Annotated in this window: 19 protein-coding genes; 12 read left to right on the forward strand and 7 right to left on the reverse strand. The window is 74.5% G+C overall.

The window, feature by feature from the left end; all coding sequences use genetic code 11:
* Positions 1-25: 25 nt before the first annotated feature.
* On the reverse strand, positions 26-1,258 hold the full coding sequence (locus tag JOE68_RS32370) for a GGDEF domain-containing protein (RefSeq protein ID WP_307819986.1): 1,233 nt from the start codon (positions 1,256-1,258) through the stop codon (positions 26-28).
* 236 nt (positions 1,259-1,494) lie between these two features.
* Between JOE68_RS32370 and JOE68_RS30025 the strand changes: the two genes are divergently transcribed.
* Positions 1,495-1,656, forward strand: a complete 162-nt coding sequence (locus JOE68_RS30025) for a hypothetical protein (RefSeq protein ID WP_204845730.1) — start codon at positions 1,495-1,497, stop codon at positions 1,654-1,656.
* A 53-nt stretch (positions 1,657-1,709) separates the two neighbouring features.
* Here the strand turns inward: JOE68_RS30025 and JOE68_RS30030 are convergent, their stop codons facing one another.
* Complete coding sequence (locus JOE68_RS30030) at positions 1,710-2,954, reverse strand: MFS transporter (RefSeq protein WP_204845731.1); 1,245 nt, start codon at positions 2,952-2,954, stop codon at positions 1,710-1,712.
* A gap of 762 nt (positions 2,955-3,716) precedes the next feature.
* On the opposite strand from JOE68_RS30030, the gene JOE68_RS30035 reads away from it, so the two are divergent.
* Entirely contained in the window at positions 3,717-4,127 is a 411-nt protein-coding gene (locus JOE68_RS30035; protein WP_346038775.1) for a DUF4383 domain-containing protein, read from the forward strand.
* A 200-nt stretch (positions 4,128-4,327) separates the two neighbouring features.
* Here JOE68_RS30035 and JOE68_RS30040 read toward each other — a convergent pair whose 3' ends face one another.
* Complete coding sequence (locus JOE68_RS30040; protein ID WP_204845733.1) at positions 4,328-4,804, reverse strand: MSMEG_6728 family protein; 477 nt, start codon at positions 4,802-4,804, stop codon at positions 4,328-4,330.
* A 475-nt stretch (positions 4,805-5,279) separates the two neighbouring features.
* Between JOE68_RS30040 and ehuB the strand changes: the two genes are divergently transcribed.
* The 5 genes from ehuB (at position 5,280) to JOE68_RS30065 (ending at position 11,858) form a co-directional block, all read left to right on the forward strand.
* Positions 5,280-6,182 (forward strand): ectoine/hydroxyectoine ABC transporter substrate-binding protein EhuB, encoded by a 903-nt coding sequence (gene ehuB, locus JOE68_RS30045; protein ID WP_204845734.1) that lies wholly within the window; start codon positions 5,280-5,282, stop codon positions 6,180-6,182.
* Positions 6,183-6,196: 14 nt separating this feature from the next.
* A complete protein-coding gene (gene ehuC, locus JOE68_RS30050) occupies positions 6,197-6,880 on the forward strand; it encodes an ectoine/hydroxyectoine ABC transporter permease subunit EhuC (protein ID WP_204845735.1) in 684 nt (227 codons plus the stop codon).
* Positions 6,877-7,536, forward strand: coding sequence for an ectoine/hydroxyectoine ABC transporter permease subunit EhuD (ehuD, locus tag JOE68_RS30055; RefSeq protein WP_204845736.1), 660 nt, complete (start codon positions 6,877-6,879; stop codon positions 7,534-7,536). The genes ehuC and ehuD overlap by 4 nt, the downstream gene beginning before the upstream one ends.
* A complete protein-coding gene (locus JOE68_RS30060; protein WP_204845737.1) occupies positions 7,533-8,312 on the forward strand; it encodes an amino acid ABC transporter ATP-binding protein in 780 nt (259 codons plus the stop codon). The genes ehuD and JOE68_RS30060 overlap by 4 nt, the downstream gene beginning before the upstream one ends.
* Before the next feature lie 246 nt (positions 8,313-8,558).
* Positions 8,559-11,858, forward strand: coding sequence for a S8 family peptidase (locus tag JOE68_RS30065; RefSeq protein WP_204845738.1), 3,300 nt, complete (start codon positions 8,559-8,561; stop codon positions 11,856-11,858).
* A gap of 661 nt (positions 11,859-12,519) precedes the next feature.
* Here JOE68_RS30065 and JOE68_RS30070 read toward each other — a convergent pair.
* Positions 12,520-13,299 (reverse strand): Rho termination factor N-terminal domain-containing protein, encoded by a 780-nt coding sequence (locus tag JOE68_RS30070; protein WP_204845739.1) that lies wholly within the window; start codon positions 13,297-13,299, stop codon positions 12,520-12,522.
* A gap of 337 nt (positions 13,300-13,636) precedes the next feature.
* Between JOE68_RS30070 and JOE68_RS30075 the strand changes: the two genes are divergently transcribed.
* The 3 genes from JOE68_RS30075 to JOE68_RS30085 all read left to right on the forward strand — a co-directional run bounded on the left by JOE68_RS30075 (position 13,637) and on the right by JOE68_RS30085 (position 15,493).
* Positions 13,637-14,095 (forward strand): response regulator, encoded by a 459-nt coding sequence (locus JOE68_RS30075; RefSeq protein ID WP_204846363.1) that lies wholly within the window; start codon positions 13,637-13,639, stop codon positions 14,093-14,095.
* A 157-nt stretch (positions 14,096-14,252) separates the two neighbouring features.
* Positions 14,253-14,675 carry a DUF2243 domain-containing protein gene (locus JOE68_RS30080; RefSeq protein ID WP_307819988.1) on the forward strand — a complete coding sequence of 141 codons (423 nt, stop codon included), beginning with the start codon at positions 14,253-14,255 and terminating at the stop codon, positions 14,673-14,675.
* Positions 14,672-15,493 carry a cytochrome c oxidase assembly protein gene (locus JOE68_RS30085; RefSeq protein ID WP_204845740.1) on the forward strand — a complete coding sequence of 274 codons (822 nt, stop codon included), beginning with the start codon at positions 14,672-14,674 and terminating at the stop codon, positions 15,491-15,493. Before JOE68_RS30080 ends, JOE68_RS30085 begins: the two co-directional genes overlap by 4 nt.
* A 27-nt stretch (positions 15,494-15,520) precedes the next feature.
* On the opposite strand, the gene JOE68_RS30090 is transcribed toward JOE68_RS30085, so the two are convergent.
* Positions 15,521-15,952 (reverse strand): HU family DNA-binding protein, encoded by a 432-nt coding sequence (locus JOE68_RS30090; protein ID WP_204845741.1) that lies wholly within the window; start codon positions 15,950-15,952, stop codon positions 15,521-15,523.
* 321 nt (positions 15,953-16,273) lie between these two features.
* Here JOE68_RS30090 and JOE68_RS30095 point away from each other — a divergent pair, with 321 nt between their 5' ends.
* Positions 16,274-17,110 (forward strand): hypothetical protein, encoded by an 837-nt coding sequence (locus tag JOE68_RS30095; protein WP_204845742.1) that lies wholly within the window; start codon positions 16,274-16,276, stop codon positions 17,108-17,110.
* Positions 17,111-17,120: 10 nt separating this feature from the next.
* Complete coding sequence (locus tag JOE68_RS30100) at positions 17,121-17,849, forward strand: hypothetical protein (protein ID WP_204845743.1); 729 nt, start codon at positions 17,121-17,123, stop codon at positions 17,847-17,849.
* A gap of 15 nt (positions 17,850-17,864) precedes the next feature.
* Here the strand turns inward: JOE68_RS30100 and JOE68_RS30105 are convergent, their stop codons facing one another.
* Together JOE68_RS30105 and JOE68_RS30110 are read right to left on the reverse strand one after the other, a co-directional pair.
* Positions 17,865-18,794 (reverse strand): anti-sigma factor RsbA family regulatory protein, encoded by a 930-nt coding sequence (locus tag JOE68_RS30105; RefSeq protein WP_204845744.1) that lies wholly within the window; start codon positions 18,792-18,794, stop codon positions 17,865-17,867.
* Positions 18,791-19,684 carry an MEDS and STAS domain-containing protein gene (locus tag JOE68_RS30110; RefSeq protein ID WP_204845745.1) on the reverse strand — a complete coding sequence of 298 codons (894 nt, stop codon included), beginning with the start codon at positions 19,682-19,684 and terminating at the stop codon, positions 18,791-18,793. The genes JOE68_RS30105 and JOE68_RS30110 overlap by 4 nt, the downstream gene beginning before the upstream one ends.
* Positions 19,685-19,765 lie beyond the last annotated feature (81 nt).

Raw genomic sequence — 19,765 nt, forward strand, 5'->3', positions numbered from 1 at the left:
TGGTCGCCCCGACGCGCGGCGGGCGTCAGCCGTGCATCGCCAGGGGGTCGGCGGCGGGCGGGAGGGGCGCGAGGACCAGCCGGGCGCCGCCGGTGGCCTTGGCGGTCTGCTGCGCGGTGTCGGCGGCGAGCAGCAGGTCGTCCACGGTGGCGCCGTGCGCGGGGAACAGCGCCGCGCCGACGGACGCGGTCAGGCCGGGCAGGCGGGCCTCGCCGGTCGTGGCGGTCACGGTGGGCTGCAGGCCGTGCAGGGCCCGCAGGAGGCGCGCGCCGATGTCGTGGACGTCGTGCGGGCCGCTGCCGGGCAGCAGGGCCACGAACTCGTCGCCGCCGAAGCGGCCGAGCAGGTCGTCGCCGCGCAGCTCGCCGCGCAGCGCGCGGGCGACCGCGACGATCACCTGGTCGCCCGCGGCGTGCCCGAGCCGGTCGTTGATGTCCTTGAAGCGGTCGAGGTCGATCACCAGCAGGACGGCGGTGGCGCCCTGGTCGCGCAGGCGGTCGAGCCGGGCGGCGCACATCCGCGCGAAGTAGGTGGCCTCCATCAGGCCGGTCTTGCCGTCGGTCTGCGCCTGGCGCTGGAGCTGGGGCAGCAGGAAGCCGCGGTGCAGCGCCAGCACGGTCGTCATCAGCACGGCCACCAGCCACGGCGTGTGCACCAGCAGGGCGGCCATGCCGATGCCCAGGCCCAGCGCGGCGGCGACGACGAGCTGGTCGTTGAGGTCGCCGAAGGCGGTGCGCACCGGCGCGGTGGGGTCGTTGAGGGCCAGGACGGCGACGACGAGCGCGAAGTTGACCACCCACCAGGTGATCGCGGCGGCCACCAGGACCAGCGCGCCCGCCGGCCCGTCGGGCACGCCCGCGCCGGGGGCGTGGCCGGCGGCGTCGAGCACCGCGGCGGCCAGTCCCGAGGCCAGGACGAACGTGGCGGCGCTGAAGACCTTGCGGCAGGCGACGGAGCTGTCGTCCACGCGCAGGAACGAGTACAGGAAGCTGACCGCCACCAGGGCCCCGACCAGCGGCAGCGGCAGCACGATGACGCCGGTGAACACCCACAGCGACTTGAGGTTGACGTAGGGCACGCCGCCCGCCGCCACCTCCCGCAGGCGCTCGATGCCGCGCGCGGCCTCCAGGTGCACCAGGGCGCCGGCGGCCAGCACGCCGAAACGCACCAGGTCACCGGTGGTGAGGGTGGTGGAGGCGGCGGTGGTCGCGACGAGCAGCAGGGCGGTGGCGTCGACGGCCAGCACGTAGACGAGCACCGACCGGGGTAGCTCCCACAGCCGCCACCGGGACGGCTGAACCGCTCTCAGCCGCCAGTTCGGTATTCGCCGCTGCGCGGACTCCGCGCTCACACTCATCACGTACCCCATACGGTTTCTACCGGTCGCACCCGGGACGTATCACTACACGGTAATCACGAGCACACCCCACGTCACGACCCCGTACGGGTGCGGCGACGACCCGGCCCCGCACGAACAGCAACGAGGAGCACCCCATGTCCATCACCCCCGGCAACGAGTGGAACTTCTGCGGCAACGAGTGGACCGCGCGCGGCAACGAGTGGTCCTTCCGCGGCAACGAGTGGACCGCCCGCGGGAACGAGTGGTCCTTCCGCGGCAACGAGTGGACCCGCGGCACAACCGGCTGCCCGCGCTGACCCGCGACTCCCGGTGGCCGAGCCGCGCAGCCCGTCGCCGTGCCCGCCCGGGCTCACCCGCCCGTCCCGGGCACGGCGACGCGGCTCGCCCGCTGCCACGCCGCCGCGGCGGTCACCGCGAGGACCGCGCCGAGCGCGCCGAAGGCCGCGATGACCGCGGACGCCGGCGCCGCGCTCGCCGCCAGGCCGGCCAGCATGATGCCGCCGCCCTGGGCGGTGCGCAGCGCGGTGACGGCCAGCCCCAGGCACTGCCCGCGGTGCCGGTCGGGCACCAGCTGGACGAACTTGGCGCGCGCCACCGTGTGGTAGCCCGAGGCCATCCCGGACAGCGCCCACAGCAGCGCGGTCAGCGCCAGGCCCGGCCGCCACGCGCACAGCACCAGCGGCAGGCACGCCCCGGCGGCCAGCGGGCCCAGCAGCCTCAGCCGCGCGTGCGGGGCGAGCCGGGTCACCAGCACCGTCCCGACCACGGTGCCCGCCGGGGAGGCCGCGAGCAGCAGCCCCACCGCCGCGGTGCCCTCCCCGATCTCGCCGGCGTAGGGCACCGCCAGGCCCTCCACCGTGACGTAGCAGCCGGCCACGCACGCCAGCGCCAGCAGCGCGCGCAGCCGCCGGTCGCCCAGCACCAGGCCCAGCCCGGTGCGCAGCGAGCCCCACCACGACCACACCGCCCCCTGCTCGGCCGGGGTCGCGGCGTGCGGCGCCGGCCGGGCCCGCACGCCGAACCGCACGATCACGGCGGACAGCAGGAACGACCCGGCGTCGAGCAGCAGTCCCTGCCCCGTGCCCGCCAGCGCCACCACGGCCCCGCCGGTGGCGAAGCCGACCACCTGGCTGGTCTGCACCATGACGTCCTGCGCGGCGGCGGCCACCACGTAGCGGTCGCCGGTCATCGCCGCGGCCAGCGTCGCGCCCCGGGCGGCGCCGTGCGGCGCGCCCAGCGCCTGGACCAGCACCAGCAGCACCGCCGCGCACCACAGCGGCAGGCCGGGCACGGCCATCGCCGCCACCAGCCCCGCGCGCCCGAGGTCGGTGGCCACCATGACCGCCCGGCGCGGGTACCGGTCGGCCAGCCCCGACAGCAGCGGGCCGGACACCAGGTCCGGCACGTAGGTCAGCCCGTAGGTGACCGCCGTCCAGCCGGCCGACCGGGTCCGCTCGTACACCAGCACCGACACCGCCACCCGCGCCAGCTGGTCGCCCAGCACGCTGAGCAGCTGCGCCGCGAACAGCGCCCGGAACTCGCCGGACGCCACGACCGAGCGCCACCCCGCCGGCCCGTCACCTGCTCCAACCATCCACACCCCTACGAACGGCCCGTGTCCAGGGCCCCAGAATGCCCGGCCCGGCCACCACCGACCCGGTGACGCGCCGTCGGCGACAACGCCGGGAGCCGGTCGTGAACGCGCCGGGGGCGGGCATTCGACGAATTGACGGAGCAGCGATTCTCGGGCATCGCGGTGACCGTGTCCGCTTTTCTCCCGTGAATACCTCGTTCGGTCGATCGGACTGCACCGCGACGGCGCATTACCAGTCAAAACCGTCAACCGGTAGGCGGTAGGAGCGGATACCCGCCGGCGCCGCCGGCGCGGAGCCGGGTCCGGCGCCGCTCCCGGACACGGCGCGGATATCGGACGCCCCGGGTGCGCGGGGCCGGCCGGGGGTTTGCGCCGGCTCCCCGCGGGGCCGGTAGTCCGCCCAGCGGGGAATCGCTCCGCGGGGTGGTGGCGCGCGGCTCGCCGGGAGCGGGGAACCGCCGCTGCCGCGGGCCGGGCCGCCGCGGTCCGCCCCGGTCCCTGGGCCAGGGCGCGATCCGCGTCGCCGACGCGTCCGACCTGGGCCGATCCGGGTCCGCCGACGGTGGCGGGGCGGGGGCGGCCCGGCTGCCGGCCGCGCGCCCACCGGGCCCGCCGGGGCGGCGGCCCGCCCGGCGCATTCCGGCGCGGCGGACGCCAGTTTGTCGTTTTGGCGGACGGGTACTCGGACGGGGAGAGCGCCGCACCCATGCCTTTGGAGGGCAGATGTCCCGGATTTCCCAAACCTCGCGCACCCCGGTGCAAATGGCCGCGATGGTCGTCGGCGTCGTGTTCCTGCTCGTCGGCATCGCGGGGTTCATCCCCGGGTTGACCACGAACTACGACACGCTCCAGTTCGCCGGCCACCACTCCGAGGCGCTGCTGCTGGGCCTGTTCCAGGTCTCCATCCTGCACAACCTCGTGCACCTGGCCTTCGGCGTCGCCGGCCTGGCCCTGGCCCGCACGGTCCGCGGGGCCTACCTGTACCTGGTCGTCGGCGGCGTCGTCTACCTGCTGCTGTGGCTGTACGGGCTGCTGATCGGCCACGACAGCGCCGCGAACTTCGTGCCGCTCAACAACGCCGACAACTGGCTGCACCTGCTGCTGGCCGTCGGCATGATCGGCCTGGGCCTCGCGCTGGGCAAGCGCTCCCTGGCCGGGCACGACCGGACCTGACCCGCACCGCCGGAGCGGGACACCGGCGGGCACGGGGCACCGACGCGGCCATCCGCGCGGTGCCCCGTTTTCGTCCACCGGTCACCACTTTTCCGGCGGGCCGCGCCGCAATGCGCCGCAATGCGGCACGAACCGCGGCCGGCCGCGCCGGGGAGCCGGGAAATCACCCGATCCGCTGAACAAGTGCCGAGCGGTCGGCGTCAGGCGGTGCGGCGCGCGCGGTCGGAGGCCGGCCACACGTACGGCAGGTCCGCCGGCACGCCGGGGAACAGCGGGCCGTAGTGGGCGGGGTCCTTGCGCACCAGCGCCGAGCGGTGGCTCAGGTGCAGGTCCTCGTCGCCCAGCCACGGCGGCAGGTCGCCCGCCTCGGCCAGCTCGGCCTGCCCGCGGACGTCGGTGTCGCCCCGGACCTCGGCCAGGCCGGTGCGCAGCGTGGTGGCGCAGGTGTCGGCGTGCCCGATGGCGCACCAGGCGGCGCAGATCTCCAGCCCGTACCGGACCAGCGCCTCCTCGTACCCGGTCCACATCTTGACCGCCGGGTGGTGCCGCCAGCCGTAGCCGGGCACGACCAGGCCGCGCAGCACCTGGATCGCCTCGACCCGCTGCTTGCCCAGCCGCCGCTTGTCCAGCACGCGGGCGGTGGCGGCGAAGTCCGCGTACGGCAGGAACGTCTGCACGCCCGACGGATACCCGGTCGCGGCGGTCCCATGTCCGAGGCGCGCCGCGACTCCCGTCGGGATCGCCGAGGGCTACGTGGCCGCCCACCATCCACTGCGCCACCGACGCCGCCGATCCACTGTGCCACCGATAACGGACCTGACGAAAACCTGACGATCCGGCGCTCGGGGTGCGACGGGGATCCGCGGCCGACATAATGCGATCGCGATTTTCCCGGCACATCAGGACAAGTGACCACTCTCACCTTGTCGGGAAGGGCGCCGCGGCACAGTCCACACGGGATTCACGCCGGTGGCGGAGCACGTGGAACCCTTTGGCCGCAGGGCTTTCGGTGTCCTTCGTCCGAGTGAACCGAGTGATCGGGGAATTGCCCGTGTTGACGGTGCGCGGGAAATCGTCCTAGGGTCGCCGGGTCCGTCACGCCGGTTCCGGCACGGCGGGCTGTCCTGTCGTCGAAGTCGGGGAACCTGCTTCGTGTCTTCTTCTCCGCTGTCCCGCCGGCGATTCCTCGCCGCAGCCGGTGGTGTGGGCGTCGCGCTGGCCACGGCCGGGTGCAGCGCCGTGGACCTGACGTCCGAGCAGGGCGGCGGGAACCTCCTGGAGCGGCTGCGGGCCGTGGGGGAGGTGCGCGTGGGCTTCGGCAACGAGGCCCCCTACGGCTACATCGACAGCCGCGGCGAGCTGACCGGCGAGGCGCCGGAGGTGGCGAAGGCCGTGTTCCGCCGCCTGGGCGTGGACCGCTTCGTGCCCGCGCTGTCGGACTTCGGCGCGCTGATCCCCGGCCTGCGCGCAGGGCTGTTCGACGTCATCGCCGCCGGGATGTTCATCACCCCCGCCCGCTGCGAGCAGATCCTGTTCTCCGACCCCGACTACAACGCCCCCGAGGCCATCCTGGTGCGCGACCGGGACGCCGGGAGGATCACCTCCCTGGCGGACTTCGTCGCCGACCGCGGCCTGAAGCTGGGGCTGCTGCTGGGCAGCGTCGAGGTCGACGTCGCGGCCGGCTACGGCGTGCCGCCCGAGCGCACGGTGGTCTTCGCCACCCAGGCCGGCGGCATCGACGGGGTGCTGGCCGGGCGCGCCGACGGGCTGCTGCTCACCGGGATCTCGTTGCGGCACGCCCTGTCCACCCGGCCGGACGCGCCGCTGCGGCTCACCGCGCCGTTCGTGCCGGTGCTCGACGGCGTCGAGCAGTACGGCGCCGGCGGCTTCGGGTTCCGGCCCGACCAGCTGCGCCTGCGCGACGCGTTCAACGCCGAGCTGGCCGCGCTCAAGCGCTCCGGCGAGCTGCTGGAGATCGTGCGCCCCTTCGGTTTCACCGAGTCCGAGATGACCGACCTGACCGCGGACCGGCTCTGCCGGGCCCGGCCGGCCTGACCGGGAGGCGATCCGTGTCCGGTGGTCTGTGGCTGCGCCTGCTCGACGGGCTGCTGGTGACCCTGCAGCTGACCGCGTTCGGCGCGGTGCTCGGCCTGCTGTTCGCCTTCGCCGCGGGGCTCGCGCGGCTGGCGCGCAGCCGGGTCGTGCGCGGCGTCGCCCTCGGCTACACCGAGGGCTTCCGCGGCCTGCCCGCGCTGGTCGTGCTGTTCTGGCTGGTGTTCGCGCTGCCCGGCCTGGGCTGGCAGCTGGAGCCGCTGTTCGCCGGTGTGCTGGCGCTCGCGCTCAACATCGGCGCGTACGGCGCGGAAGTCGTGCGCGGTGCGGTGCTGTCCGTGCCGGCGGCGCAGCTGGAGGCGGCGACCGCGCTGAACTTCACGCCGTGGCAGCGGATGCGGCTGGTGGTGCTGCCGCAGGCGCTGGTCGCGATGGTGCCCCCGATGGGCAACCTGCTGATCGAGCTGCTGAAGGCCACCGCGCTGGTGTCGTTGGTGTACCTGCAGGACCTCACGTTCCAGGGGCAGATCGTGCGGGCCGCCACCGGTGAGACGGCCGCGGTGTTCGCCGGGCTGCTGGTGGGCTACGGCGCGATCGCGCTGCTGCTCACCGGGCTGGTCAGGATCGTCGAGCGGCGGGCCGCGGCGTCGCTGGGCCGCGCGCCCCGCTCCGGCGCGCGCGCAGGGGAGGGTGCGAGGTGACGTTCGACTGGCAGGCCGCGTGGGACGCGGTGCCGCCGCTGCTCGACGGCCTGGTGGTCGCCCTGTGGGCGACCGCGCTGGGCTACCTCGTCGCGCTGGCGCTGGGGCTGGTGTTCGCGCTGCTGCGGCGCAGCGGGCGGGCCTGGGTGCGGCTGCCGGTGGCGTTCGTGGTCGAGTTCGTGCGCTCCACCCCGCTGCTGGTGCAGCTGTTCTTCCTGTTCTTCGTGCTGCCCGCCGTCGGCCTGGAGCTCTCGCCGCTGGCCACCGGCGCGATCGGCCTCGGCGTGCACTACGCGACCTACACCTCCGAGGTGTACCGGGCCGGCATCGACGGCGTGCCCGCCGGGCAGTGGGAGGCGGCGAAGGCGTTGAGCCTGCCCAGGAGCCGCACCTGGACCAGGGTCGTGCTGCCGCAGGCCGTGGCCAGGACGGCGCCCGCGCTGGGCAACTACGCCATCGCCATGTTCAAGGACACCCCGCAGCTCACCGTCGTCACGGTCGCCGAGGTCCTCAGCGTGGTCAAGGCCGTCGGCGCCCAGAACTTCCGGTACCTGGAGCTGATCACCGTGGCGGGGGTGCTGTACCTGGTCACGGCGCTGCTGATCGCCTGGCCGGTCCGGGTCGCGGAACGCCGATACCGAAAGGGGACCGCGTGAACGCGGAGCGCTTCATCGCCTTCGACGGGGTGAGCAAGAGGTTCGGCGCGAACACCGTGCTCGACGACCTGACCTTCGACATCCGCGCGGGGGAGCGGGTCACGCTCATCGGGCCCAGCGGCTCGGGCAAGACCACCATCCTGCGGATGCTGATGACGCTCACCCGGCCCGACGCCGGGGTCATCACCCTGGACGGCACGCCCCTGTTCCAGCAGCGGCGCGGCGACGCCCTCGTGCCCGCCGGGGAAGCGCACCTGCGCCGGATGCGCCGGCGCACCACGATGGTCTTCCAGCAGTACAACCTGTTCCCCAACATGCGGGTGCTGCGCAACGTCACCGAGGCCCCGGTGCACGTGCTCGGGCTGAGCCGGGAGGAGGCGGACCAGCGGGCCCGGGAGCTGCTGGACCTCGTCGGGTTGGGCGGCAGGCTCGACGCCCACCCGGCGCAGCTGTCCGGCGGCCAGCAGCAGCGGGTCGCGATCGCCCGCGCCCTGGCGATGCGGCCCGACGTCCTGCTGCTGGACGAGGTGACCTCGGCGCTGGACCCGGAGCTGGCGGCCGAGGTGCTCGACGTGCTGCGGGACGTGGCGCGGACGTTCGACGTGACCATGCTGTGCGTGACGCACGCGATGAAGTTCGCGCGGGACGTGTCCGACCGCGTGCTGATGTTCAACGAGGGCCGCATCATCGAGTCCGCGCCGCCCGCCCGCCTGTTCGACTCCCCGGAGCACCCGCGCACCAAGGCGTTCCTGCGCTCGGTCATCGACGAGGGCTGACCCGGCCACCGAGGCCGCGCCGGGTCCCGCGAGCAGGCGGCGGGTCGCTCCGGGCGGTGGCGTCGCCCGCCGCGGCGATTCCCCTTCGGGCAGACCTCGCAGCGGTCCTCGCGGTCGCGCGGGCGGCTGTGGCAGGGTCGTCCTCCCGAGGGCGCCGGGACGTTCCGCCGCACGACCCCGGGCCCGTGCCCCCGCGTCGGAACGCCCTGCGCACCGCGAACGGAGAGACCGGGTATGGCTCGCCGCTTGTTCCCCCTGCTTCCCGCGCTGTCGGTGGTGGTGTCGTCGGTGGTGGCGCTGCCCGCCGGCGCCCCCGCCCGGGCCGCCCCGGCGGCGGAGCCGGCCCCGGACGCGTCGGTCCGCGCGGTCCGGCTCGTGACCGGGGACCGGGTCCTGGTCTCCGGGGACGGCCGCCGGGTGTCGGTCGACGCCTCCCGGTCCCGACCCGGGGCGCGGTTCCTGGTGCGCGAGGTCGACGGCCACCGCCACGTCATCCCGACGGACGCGCTGCCGCTGCTCGCCGAGGGCAGGCTCGACCCCCGCCTGTTCGACGTGACCGCGCTCGTCGCGGACGGCTACGACCGGCGGCCGGACCTCCCGCTGCTGCTGACCCACCCGGAGGGCGCGACGGCGGCGCGCGCCGCCCTCGACGGGACGGGCCTGGTCGTGACCGCGGTGTCGCCGGCCGCCCGCGCCGTCGCGGTGCGGCAGGACGGCGAGACCGCGGTGTCCTCCTGGCGCAGCCTGGTCACCGACGGCGGCCGGGCGCTGCGCCCCGGTGTCGAGAAGGTCTGGCTCGACGGCACGGTGAAGGTCTCGCTCGACGTCAGCGTCCCGCGGGTCGGCGCGCCCGCGGCCTGGGCGGCGGGCTACCGCGGCGCCGGGGTCGCCGTCGGGATCATCGACAGCGGGGTCGACGACACCCACCCCGACCTCGCGGGCAAGGTCGTCGAGCGGGTCGACTTCACGCCCGAGGCCGACGACGTGGACCACAACGGCCACGGCACGCACGTCGCGTCGATCGCGGTCGGCACCGGGGCCGCGCAGGGCGGCAGGCACACCGGCGTCGCCCCGGACGCCCGGCTCTACGTCGCGAAGGTCTGCAAGCGCAACGGCACCTGCCAGGAGTCGGCCGTCCTGCAGGCGGTGGACTGGATGGCCGCGAGGGGCGTTGAGGTCGTCAACATGAGCCTCGGCGGCGCCCCGAGCCCCCACCTCGACCCGCTGGAGGCCGCCGTCGAGGCGCACCCCGGCACGCTGTTCGTGGTGGCCGCCGGCAACGAGTCGGACGTCACCGGCTCGCCCGCGACCGCCCCGAGCGCCCTGGCGGTCGGCGCGGTGGACGACGCGGACGAGCCCGCGCCGTTCGGCAACCGCGGCACGCTGCCCGAGGAGCTCGCGGTGAAGCCCGAGATCGGCGCGCCGGGCGTCCGGATCGTCGCGGCGCGCGCCGCCGGGTCGGCCGGGGCCGGGGACTACGCCGAGCACAGCGGCACGTCGATGGCGGCGCCGCACGTGGCGGGCGCCGCCGCGCTGCTGGCGCAGCGGCACCCCGACTGGAGCCCCGCCCGGATCAAGCAGGCGCTCGTCGGCTCGGCCGGCGCGTCGGCGCGGAACTGGTTCGCCACCGGCGCCGGGCGGCTCGACGCGGGGCGCGCGATCGGCCAGGAGGTCGTCGCCGAACCGGCCGCGGTCTCCTTCGGCCTGCAGCGCTTCCCGCACGACACCGCAGTCCGCCGGGCGGTGACCTACCGCAACGACGGCCCCGCGCCGCTGAGCCTGGACCTGCGGCTGGACGCGCTCGACAGCGCCGGCCGACCGCTCCCGGCCGGGTTCCTGACCGTCGACCGCCCGGTGGTCACCGTGCCCGCCGGGGGCACGGCCACCGCCACCGTGACGATGGACCCGGCGGTCGCCGCCCCGGTCGGCGCCGACCTCGGGGGAGTGCTCTCGGCGACCGCGGCCGGCGTCAGCCTGCGCACGCCCCTGGCCGTGCGCCTCGAACCGCGGATGCACACGCTGACCATCAGGACGATCGGGTGGGACGGCAACCCGACGGAGAACGCCTCCACCTACTTCGTGTCCCAGGACGACGGTTCGGGCGGCCGGCCGGTCCGCCACCCCGGCGGCGTCGCCACCCTCCGGCTGCCGGAGGGCCGGTACGCGTTCGACACGTTGATGTACGGCGGCACCTGGCCGACCGGCACCGAGAGCATGCTCGTCGCCCCGCGCGTCATCATGGACCGCGACCGGAGCGTCACCGTCGACGTCCGGACGTCCAAACCCCTCTCCGTCACCCCGCCCCGGCCCGACTCGGCCCAGACCATCGCGCAGATCGGGTTCAACTACCGGGTGAAGAGCGGGGAGTGGTACCTCGGCGACACCCTGCTCGGGACGACCTTCGACCGGCTGCTGGCCGGGCAGGTCGGCCCCGACGACCCCGACGGCGCGGTCACCGGCAACGCCGGGGCGGGCTTCCTCAGGAGGAACGAGGACGGCACGACGCGCAACTCGCCCTACGCCTACAACCTCGGCTGGTACTCGCGCCCGGGCGCGTTCTTCGACGGCTTCGACCGGACGTTCACCGCCGAGGACCTCGCGGTGACCGAGGCGCGGTACGCGGCCACCACGCCGGGCGAGCGCGCCTCGGTCTACACCGGCTACAAGACCTCGCGGGACGTGCACTCGGCCTGGTTGGGCTTCCGGGGCGAGTTCGACCTGCCCTTCACGCGCACCGAGCACTACGCGGCGTCGGGCGACGTGCAGTACGACAAGACCCTGCGGACCGAGACCGGCGCCGGAGCCGGGCACCACAGCCGCGAGCCCTTCACCGCGATGACCCCCGGCCGCACCACGAAGGAGGTGTGGCACCTGGGCGTCCTGGGCCCGGCTTTCCGCGCCTACCCGCCCGGCACGTGGGATGGACCGCAGGTCGCCATGTCGCGCAAGGGCGACCGGCTGTCCCTCGTGCCGTCCCTGGCGACCGACAGCCGCACGCACACCGGCCTGCAGTACATCCCCACCTCCACCGCCACCCTGACCCGCGACGGCGTCGTGGTGGCCCGCAACGCGCGTGGCACGCAACTGCACGTCGACGTCCCGCCCGGTGCGGCCACGTACCGGTTCACCGCCACCCGCGACATGCCCGACCAGGACATCGTGTCCAAGTCGATCACCGCGCAGTGGACGTTCCGCTCCGGGCACGTCGACGGGGGCGTCGAGCGGAACCTGCCGCTGTCCGCGATCCGCTTCACGCCGCCGCTGGACGTCCACCAGCGCGCCCCGGCGGGCCGGCCCTTCGCCGTCCCGTTCACGGTCCAGCGCCAGCCGGGCTCGTCCGTCGGCGCGACCCGGGAATTCGACCTGCGGGTGTCGTTCGACGACGGTGCGACCTGGGTGAAACCGGCGTTCGTGCGGGCCGGGGACTCGGGGACGGCCCTGGTGGCGAACCCGCCGGCGGGCGGGTTCGTGTCGCTGAGGGCTTCGGCGGAGGACGCCGCGGGCAACCGGGTCGAGCAGACCATCCTGCGCGCCTACCGCACCTGAAGCCGGCCGTCGTAGACCTGCAGCACGGTCCCGTCCGCCGGCACGGCGCCGAACTGCCGGCGCCGACGCCGCACAGCGCGAACGCGGTACGCCGCGCCGCGTCGAACCGCGCCGAGTGGAAGTCGGCGAAGTCTTCATCGAAACCGGCCACCGGCACCCCGGTCGGTAGCGGCAGGGGCGCGCGCCGACGCGGGCACGCGCGCCGGACAGCCGGATCCACTTTCGCCGACCACCGGCAGCAACCTCACCGGAACCGACGACCGCGGAACCCGCGCCTGCGCCGGCAATCAGCGCCGAACCCGGCGCGCATACCGGTTGCCTCGTGTTCTCCTCCCCGTACGGCCTGGGCGCAGCCCAATCAGATTTGTCGGGGGCTGTCAAGCACGCTTTTCGCTTGACAGCCCCCGACAAATCTGATTGCCTTCGGCAGGCCGTGCGGGGAGGAGAACACGACCGCTTTTTCTTTTCCTCCTCCTTGGGGGCCTCTCGGCCGCTCTTCATACTCGTGTCGCGCACGGATCCGGGTAAGATTTGGTGCGGTGCGGATCTCATTGGTGCGGTAGTGCTCGAAGCTGAAAAGATTAAAAGAGTCCTCGCCGGACAGGCAGGCCGCCAAGGAGAATGAAAAGAAACAGCGGTCGTGTTCCCCCCGTATGACCTGTCAAAGACGACCATGCTTTTCCTGGGGGTGCAAGCGAAAAGCGTGCTTGCACCCCCAGGAAAAGCATGGTAGCCCTCCGGGCAGGTCATACGGGGAGAACACGAGGCGACCGGTCTGCACGGGGTGTGCCGCCCAGGGCGTCAGGGTGCGGGGGTGCGGGGAGTGTCGGTTGCGCGGAATTGCGGGAAGTCGGTCAGCCGTCCTCGCGGTCCGGGCTTTCCAGGCGGAAGAAGTTGCTGGGGAGCCGTCGGAGCGCTGTTCCTGGTAGATGAAGTTCAGCCGGCGCTGGTCGAAGGTGGCGAACCACTCGTCCCACTCGACGTGCCGCAGGGTGTCGCCGCGGTGGCCGGGGAAGTCCAGGCGCAGGACGCCGAGGTGGTCGCCGTGCTCGGTGCCGTCGACGGTCGCGGGTGCGGCGTTGCGCTGGCCCGCCCACTGGCGGATGACGTCGTGGCTGGTGGTGACGAGGCTGCGGCCGGTGCGCTCGGGCTCGTCGTCGGGGGAGGCGACCTCCTGGGAGTACTTCAGGCTCTTGGAGGTGCCCTTGCCGGTGCGCATCCCGCCGCCGGCTTCGCCCTCGCCGCGCGGGCGGGGCGCGCCCCGCCCGCCCATCGCCTCCGCGACCGCCTCGACCAACTCGTCCTTGCGCATGGCGTGGGCGCCGCGGACGCCCAGCTCGGAAGCCTTGTGCCGCAGTTCCGCCACGGTCATCTCGGTCAGCTCGCCGGGCCGCACCGGACGTGTGCGGCCACCGTGCTCCTGCGTTCGCTGTTCGCTCATGTCGTCCTCCTCGGGAACGGGCTACCCCGCGCGGACCTGCCGATGCGGTTGTCCGACCACCCGATCAGGCCCTTGGGCGCGGTGTCGTGGTGACGGTTCGCGACACCGGTCGGCGACGCCAGGGAGACGAAGGCGGGCAAGTGCGTCGTCGCCCCCTCCCGGCGTTGTCGCGTCCCACCGCGGTGTGTCCTTTCAGGACGCGCAGCGCCACGACACGCCCCGCGGTGCGCGCGGCGAAACCGCGAATTCGCCCGTCCGGGTTCCGATCTGTCCTCACGGGTGTTCGCGGGACGTGCCCCCGCGGAGCCGACCTGCCGGTACGGTCACGCGTGTGAGCATGTCCTCCTCCGCGGGCGGGTCCGTGCCCGGTGCGCCGAGCCCGGCGCTGGACGTGTTGCTGGTGGAGGACGACCCCGGTGACGCGCTGCTGGTCGCCGAAGCCCTGTCCGGCAGCGAGATCCGGCTGCACACCGTGCGCGACGGCGAGGAGGCGATGGCGTTCCTGCTGCACGCCGCCCCGTTCGCCGACGCGCCTCGGCCCGGCCTGGTCCTGCTGGACCTCAACCTGCCCGTGGTGGACGGCCGGGAGGTGCTGGCGCGGGTCAAGGCGGACGAGGACCTGCGCAGCATCCCGGTGGTGGTGCTGACCTCGTCGGCGGCCGAGGCGGACGTCGTGGCCGGTTACACCGGCCGGGCCAACGCCTACGTCGCCAAACCGCTGGCCGCCGACGCGTTCCAGGACGCCGTTCGCCGGATCGGCGGGTTCTTCGGCACGGTCGCGCGGCTGCCCCGCTGAGCGACGTCCTCCCCGGATCGCGCCGCCGGGCAGGGGCGCCCGGCGCGGGTTTGCCGCCGCGCGCCGGGGGTAGTCGGGTGGTTCGCGAGCAGATCGTCCACACGAGGGGGACGGGGTGGCGGCATCGCCTGCACGGCGAGGAAGTGCGCGGCCGTCGGTGGCGGCCGCCGCCGTGATCGGCGTCGCGGTGATGGCGGCGGTCGACGAGGTGGTGTTCCACCAGATCCTGGGCTGGCACCACTTCTACGACCTGTCCACCCCGGCGGTGGGCCTGCTGTCGGACGGGTTGCTGCACGCGGCTGAGCTGCTGGCGCTGGTCGGCGGCTTCTTCTGGTTCGCCGACCTGCGGCGGCGGGACGCGCTGGCGCCGCTCGCGGCGTGGGGCGGGTTCCTGCTCGGGGCGGGGGCGTTCCAGCTGTTCGACGGCTTGGTCGACCACAAGGTCCTCCGCGTGCACCAGGTCCGCTACGGGGTCGACGTGCTGCCCTACGACCTGGCGTGGAACATCGGCGGCGCGCTGCTCCTGCTCGCCGGGGCGGTGCTGGTCCGGCGCGCGACCCGGCGCGCGGTCGCGCGGTGACCCGGGCGGCGGTCGAGCCGGTGCCCGCCGCCGGGCACCACCCGACGCCCGACGGGGCGGACGCGTGGCTGCAGGCGGGTCCCCAGGTGCTGGTGGTGGCGGCGGTGGCCCTGGGCTACCTCGCGGCGGCCCTGCACGCCTCGGCCGGCGCGCGCGGCTGGAGCCGGTGGCGCACCGCCGCCTGGCTGCTCGGCTGCGCCGTCGCGGCGGTGGCCCTGTCGCCCGCGCTGGCGGACCACGACCCCCGCGCGCACATGGCGCGGCACCTGCTGCTGGGCATGGTGGCCCCGCTCGGGCTCGTGCTGGGCGCGCCGGTGACCCTCGTGCTCCGCATCGCCGGCGCCCCGGTGCGGCGGGGCATCGGCCGGGTGCTGCGGTCGCGGCCGGTGCACGTGCTCGGGCACCCCCTGACCGCGGCCCTGCTCAACGTCGGCGGCCTGTACGCGGTCATGCTGACGCCGCTGCACCGGGTCGCCGGGGCGCAGCCGCTGCTGCACCTGCACTACCTGGCCGCCGGGTACCTGTTCACCTGGGCCGTCGCCGGGCCCGACCCCGCGCCCCGCCGCCCCGGCCTGGGCACGCGCATGGTGGCGTTCGTCCTGGCCGCCGGGGCGCACGCCGTCCTCGCCAAGCTCCTCTACGCCGACACCTTCACCTCGGCCGGGGACGCCGGAGGGCTGCGCGCCGCGGCCCTGCTGATGTACTACGGCGGCGACGTCGCCGAGCTGGCGCTGGCCGTCGTCCTGTTCACCGCCTGGTACCGGCGCCGGGCCGGCCTCGCCCGCGGGGCGCACCCGGCACGCGCGCCCCTCGCCTGACGACCGGCGCGAGCGCGGACCGACCGCTCACAGCATCGGCGGGACCAGCCGGTAGCTCTCGGTGTAGTAGTCGCCGACCAGGTGGCGGTAGGACTCGTGGTCGGCGCCGCCCGGGTCGTAGCCCGGCGCGTTCCTGATCTGCTCCTTGGTGCGGTCGACGTGGATCGTGCGCTCCCGGTGGTCCACCCGCTCGACGGTGCCGACGGGCAGGACCACCTTCTGGCCGAAGATCCACGGCCCGGTGTCGACCACCAGGCAGTCGGCGGGGACCTCGGCGGCGGCCCGGTCCACCTTGCCGATGCCGCCGTCGGTGGCTTCCACGTGGTAGCCGACCAGCCCGGTGTCGGTGCGGTCGGCCGCCGCGTCGGCGGGGTCGGTGGAGGGGTCGGCGCCCCGGTCCCGGTCGGTCGTCCAGGTCGGGTCGCGCCACGTCCACGGGGTGAACGGGAAGGGTTGCATCTGGGCCTCCGCTGTCGGCGTCCGGTCGCCGCGGGACTACCCCCGATCCGGGCGGGGGACACGTCGCCGACCACGCCCGGCGAGCCGCCGCTGCCGGTCGCGCACCCGACCCCGGGCTGCCCGCGGCGCGCACGGGCGGAAAGCACCGGAGCGCCCACTGCCGGGACAATCCGGATTTCGCTCGGCGCCCTTCTGCGGAAAGCCCCGACACGAGCGGACCTCGATTCCGGATAGGCGCGAATAAACATTTCGGCGGACCGCGCGCGGGGTCCGCCGTGCCACAATGGCGCGCACATCGGCCGCAATCGGGACGGGGAACGGATGCCGGGCAGGTTACGCCGCCGCGCGGAGCGCTCGGCACTGGTCGTGATGGCCGTCCTCGGCATCGCCGTCCTGGTCGCGGACGCGGTGGGGTGGCTCGACCGGTTGGCCCCCGGCGGGGTCATCCCCAAGATCACGCTGCTGGTCCTGAGCACCGTCACCGTCGTCCTGCTGCTGGAGGTGGAGCGCTTCCAGGCGCTGGACCGGATCCAGGACTCCCTGGCGGGGCTGGACATCAAGGGCATCGCCGCGGCGCTGCGCGAGGAGCACTACGCCGGCCTGGTCAAGGTGCACCGGAAGTTCGACGACGAGCTGTTCGGCCGCTACGTCGACCAGGCCAAGCGGGTGACCGTCCTGAACACCTGGATCCCCAACCTGGAACTGCTGCGCGCCGACCTGGAACAGGCCCTCAAGCGGCGCGCCGAGGTCCGCATCCTGCTGCTGCACCCCAAATCGCGGGTCACCGACATCCGGGACCGGGCGCTGCGGGAGCGGGGTGTCGACCCGGTCGCCGAACCCGTGCGGGACGGGATCCTGCGGTGCCTGCGGATCCTGCACTCGATCCACCGGGACCTGGACGAGCGCCGGCGGGGCCGGCTGAAGGTGCGGCTGTACAACTCGCTGCCCGCCGTGTCGGTGTACCGGGCGGACGAGCGCTACCTCGTGAGCATGTTCCTGCACGGCCAGCTGGCGATCGACTCGCCGCAGTTCGAGATCGACGGTGCGGACACCCGCCTCGGCCGGCAGATCCAGCGGGAGCTGGACACCCTGTGGGAGATCGGGCGCGACATCGACCCGGGCGACTGGCAGCGCGGCATCGGAGCCACCCAGAGGTGAGGAGTTCGCAGTGAAAGAGCTGGACGAGTTCGAGGACGCGCTGGTCGAGCGGTTCCGGGAGCACCCGGTCCTGGCCGCGGTCGACGACCTGCCCGAGCGGGACTTCCACGCCGTCCTGCTCCAGCGGCGCTTCCTGTCCCACGCGTTCACCAGCGCCTACGACCTGGCCATCGACCTGCTCACCGACGAGGAGGCGGTGGAGATCGCCCGCGTGATCATCCGCGAGGAGTACCCGCGGGACAAGGGCGACGCCCTGACGCCGTCGCACCGCGAGGACATGAAGAACGACCTCCTGGCGCTCGGGGTGCCCTGGGAGCGGTTCGTCGCCTCCCGGCCGACGGAGGCGACCGAGAGGACCAACAAGGACACGTGGTCGCTCATCCTGGACGCGGGCGCGGCGCCGAACGCGAACCTGGGGCTGGTGACGATCCTGCGCTTCTGGGGCGAGGTGCTGGTCTCCGCCGAGTACGGCCGGATGTGGCCGCGGATCCAGCGGCGGCTCGTGGTCGGCGGCGAGAACCGGTCGCTGTTCTACTACCCGCACTACGAGCACGACGCCAAGACCAGCCCGCTGGCCGACGCGTCGGTGCTGTCGCTGACCCACTCCGACCAGCTGGGCGTGCGCTTGGCGCAGCTGGCGGACTCCGAGGCGGCGTGGGAGACGTTCAAACGCGTGGAGACCGAGGTCCTGAACCTCAAGACCCGCTTCTACGACCAGTTCCTGCCCATGGTGGCGTGAGACCCGGGGCGGCGGTCAGTCGACGCCCAGGTGCAGGCGCACGGTCGTGCCGGGGCCGCCGGCGTGCACCTCCAGCAGGTCGCACAGCTGGCGGACGGCCCACAGGCCGTGCCCGCGCGGCTGCGCCGGGTCCGGCGGCAGGTAGCCGGTGAACCAGCCCGCGCCGCCGCGGCCCCGGTCCCTGACGTCGCAGACGACCCTGGCCCCGGCGCGCCAGAGGGAGACCTCCCCGCGGCCACCGCCGTGCTGGACGGCGTTGGCGGCCACCTCGTTGACGGCGAAGACCAGGTGGTCCACCCGGCCGGGGGAGGCGCCCAGCGCCGCGGCGGTGGCGGCGACGAAGGAGCGCACGGCGGTGAGGTCGGCGTCGAAGCCCATGGTCGCCTCCCCCTCGGCGCGGACCGGGGTCGGCCGCCGCTCCCAGGTCCCGTCGTGGGGGTGCGCGTAGTCCCGGCTGCGCTCGACGCCCGCGCCGGTCACCAGCTGCGGGTGGGTCCGCCGGGCGCCCGCGACGACCGGGGCGGGCAGCGCGCGGCTGTCGTAGGGGCAGACGATCCAGGCCGCGCTGCCGGCGAACGCCACGTTGATCGCCGCCTCGTAGCGGATCCACTCGGCGGTCTCCAGCTCGTCGCGGCCGTGCCAGACCGGCTCGCCGATCACCCGCACCCGGCGGCCGGGGGCGGTGTGCCCGTCGACGCGGCGGTGGTAGGCGGCCAGCGTCCGCCCGGGGGTCCGGTACCACTCCTCGGCCGCCGTGAACCCCACCTCGCCGGCGGCGTCGCCCAGCGCCTGGCGCAGCAGGTCGAGGTTGCCCGGCCGGGTGATGGCCAGGACCTCGTCACCGCGGTCCAGGCCCTCCAGGCAGAACGGCACGGTCGCGGCCAGGAAGTCCTCGTCGGAGCCGTAGACCAGGCCCTGGTGGACCAGACCGGGGGTGCCCGTCACGCGCCGGCCCCCCGAGGGGTGACGACCAGGGCGGGGTGCCGGTCGAAGCCCGCCAGGCCGATCACGTGGCACAGCGGCGGAGCCAGGTCCACCACCCGCAGCCGCCGCCCCGCCGGCAGCCGCCGCGCGGCGTGCGCCAGGGCGCGCAGGCCGGCCAGGTCGATGAACTCCAGGGCGCCCATGTCCACCACCACGTCGCCGGGCCACCGCAGCGCCGCCTCCAGCGCGTCGACCAGCGCGCCGGTGGTGCGCAGGTCGACGGTCCCGACGACCCGCAGCGCGCGTTCGCCGTCCCGGAAGGCGGGGACGATGCGCAGCAGCCCGTGGCGGTAGACCGGCTCCAGCTCCACCGCGCCGGGGTGGCAGCGGTCGAACACCCGCAGCTCGGCGGGGGAGAACAGGCGGGCGTCGTACTGGCAGATCGCCGAGGCCGGCCTGCTCTCGAACACCGCGTTGACGGCGGTCTCGTACGCGGCCAGCTGGTCGGCGCCCGGGATGTCGCGCAGGCCCCAGCCCATCTCGCCGCTGACGCGGAACCCGGTGTAGCCGGCCGCGAGGCTGGCGTCGACCTCCCGCTCGAGGGTCTCGACCATCGTCGCGGCGTCGAACCCGCCCGCGGCCAGGTAGCTGTCGTCGGCGGTGACCACCCGCAGCTGCCCCCGGGTCAGCGCCGGTCCCGGGTCCACCCCGGCCGACCGCAGCCAGCGGAGCACCGTGCTGGGCCGCTGCTGGTCGGCGAAGTAGAGCACCCGCTCCCCCCGCGACAGCCCGGCCGACAGGTACGCGGAGACCACCCGGCGCTGCTCGGCGTCGTCGGCGAACGCCAGGCACACGTGGTCACCCCGGTCCAGGTCCTCGACCGGGCGTTCCCGGAGACTTTGCGCGATCACCACTTCTTCCCGGAGCCCTCGTCCACTCCGCGGACCGACGGCGCGCCTGCCGCGACACCGTCCCGCCGGACCCGCGGACTT

The organism is Saccharothrix algeriensis, assembly GCF_016907655.1.
In the GTDB taxonomy this organism is placed as follows: domain Bacteria; phylum Actinomycetota; class Actinomycetes; order Mycobacteriales; family Pseudonocardiaceae; genus Actinosynnema; species Actinosynnema algeriense.

Bases quoted from the DNA above. Each gene is read 5' to 3' on its own strand.
- JOE68_RS30035 (WP_346038775.1), top strand. From the start codon at position 3,717: ATGGCCGCGATGGTCGTCGGCGTCGTGTTCCTGCTCGTCGGCATCGCG.
- JOE68_RS30090 (WP_204845741.1), bottom strand. From the start codon at position 15,952: ATGCAACCCTTCCCGTTCACCCCGTGGACGTGGCGCGACCCGACCTGG.
- JOE68_RS30070 (WP_204845739.1), bottom strand. From the start codon at position 13,299: ATGAGCGAACAGCGAACGCAGGAGCACGGTGGCCGCACACGTCCGGTG.
- JOE68_RS30025 (WP_204845730.1), top strand. From the start codon at position 1,495: ATGTCCATCACCCCCGGCAACGAGTGGAACTTCTGCGGCAACGAGTGG.
- JOE68_RS30075 (WP_204846363.1), top strand. From the start codon at position 13,637: ATGTCCTCCTCCGCGGGCGGGTCCGTGCCCGGTGCGCCGAGCCCGGCG.
- JOE68_RS30095 (WP_204845742.1), top strand. From the start codon at position 16,274: ATGCCGGGCAGGTTACGCCGCCGCGCGGAGCGCTCGGCACTGGTCGTG.
- JOE68_RS30030 (WP_204845731.1), bottom strand. From the start codon at position 2,954: ATGGTTGGAGCAGGTGACGGGCCGGCGGGGTGGCGCTCGGTCGTGGCG.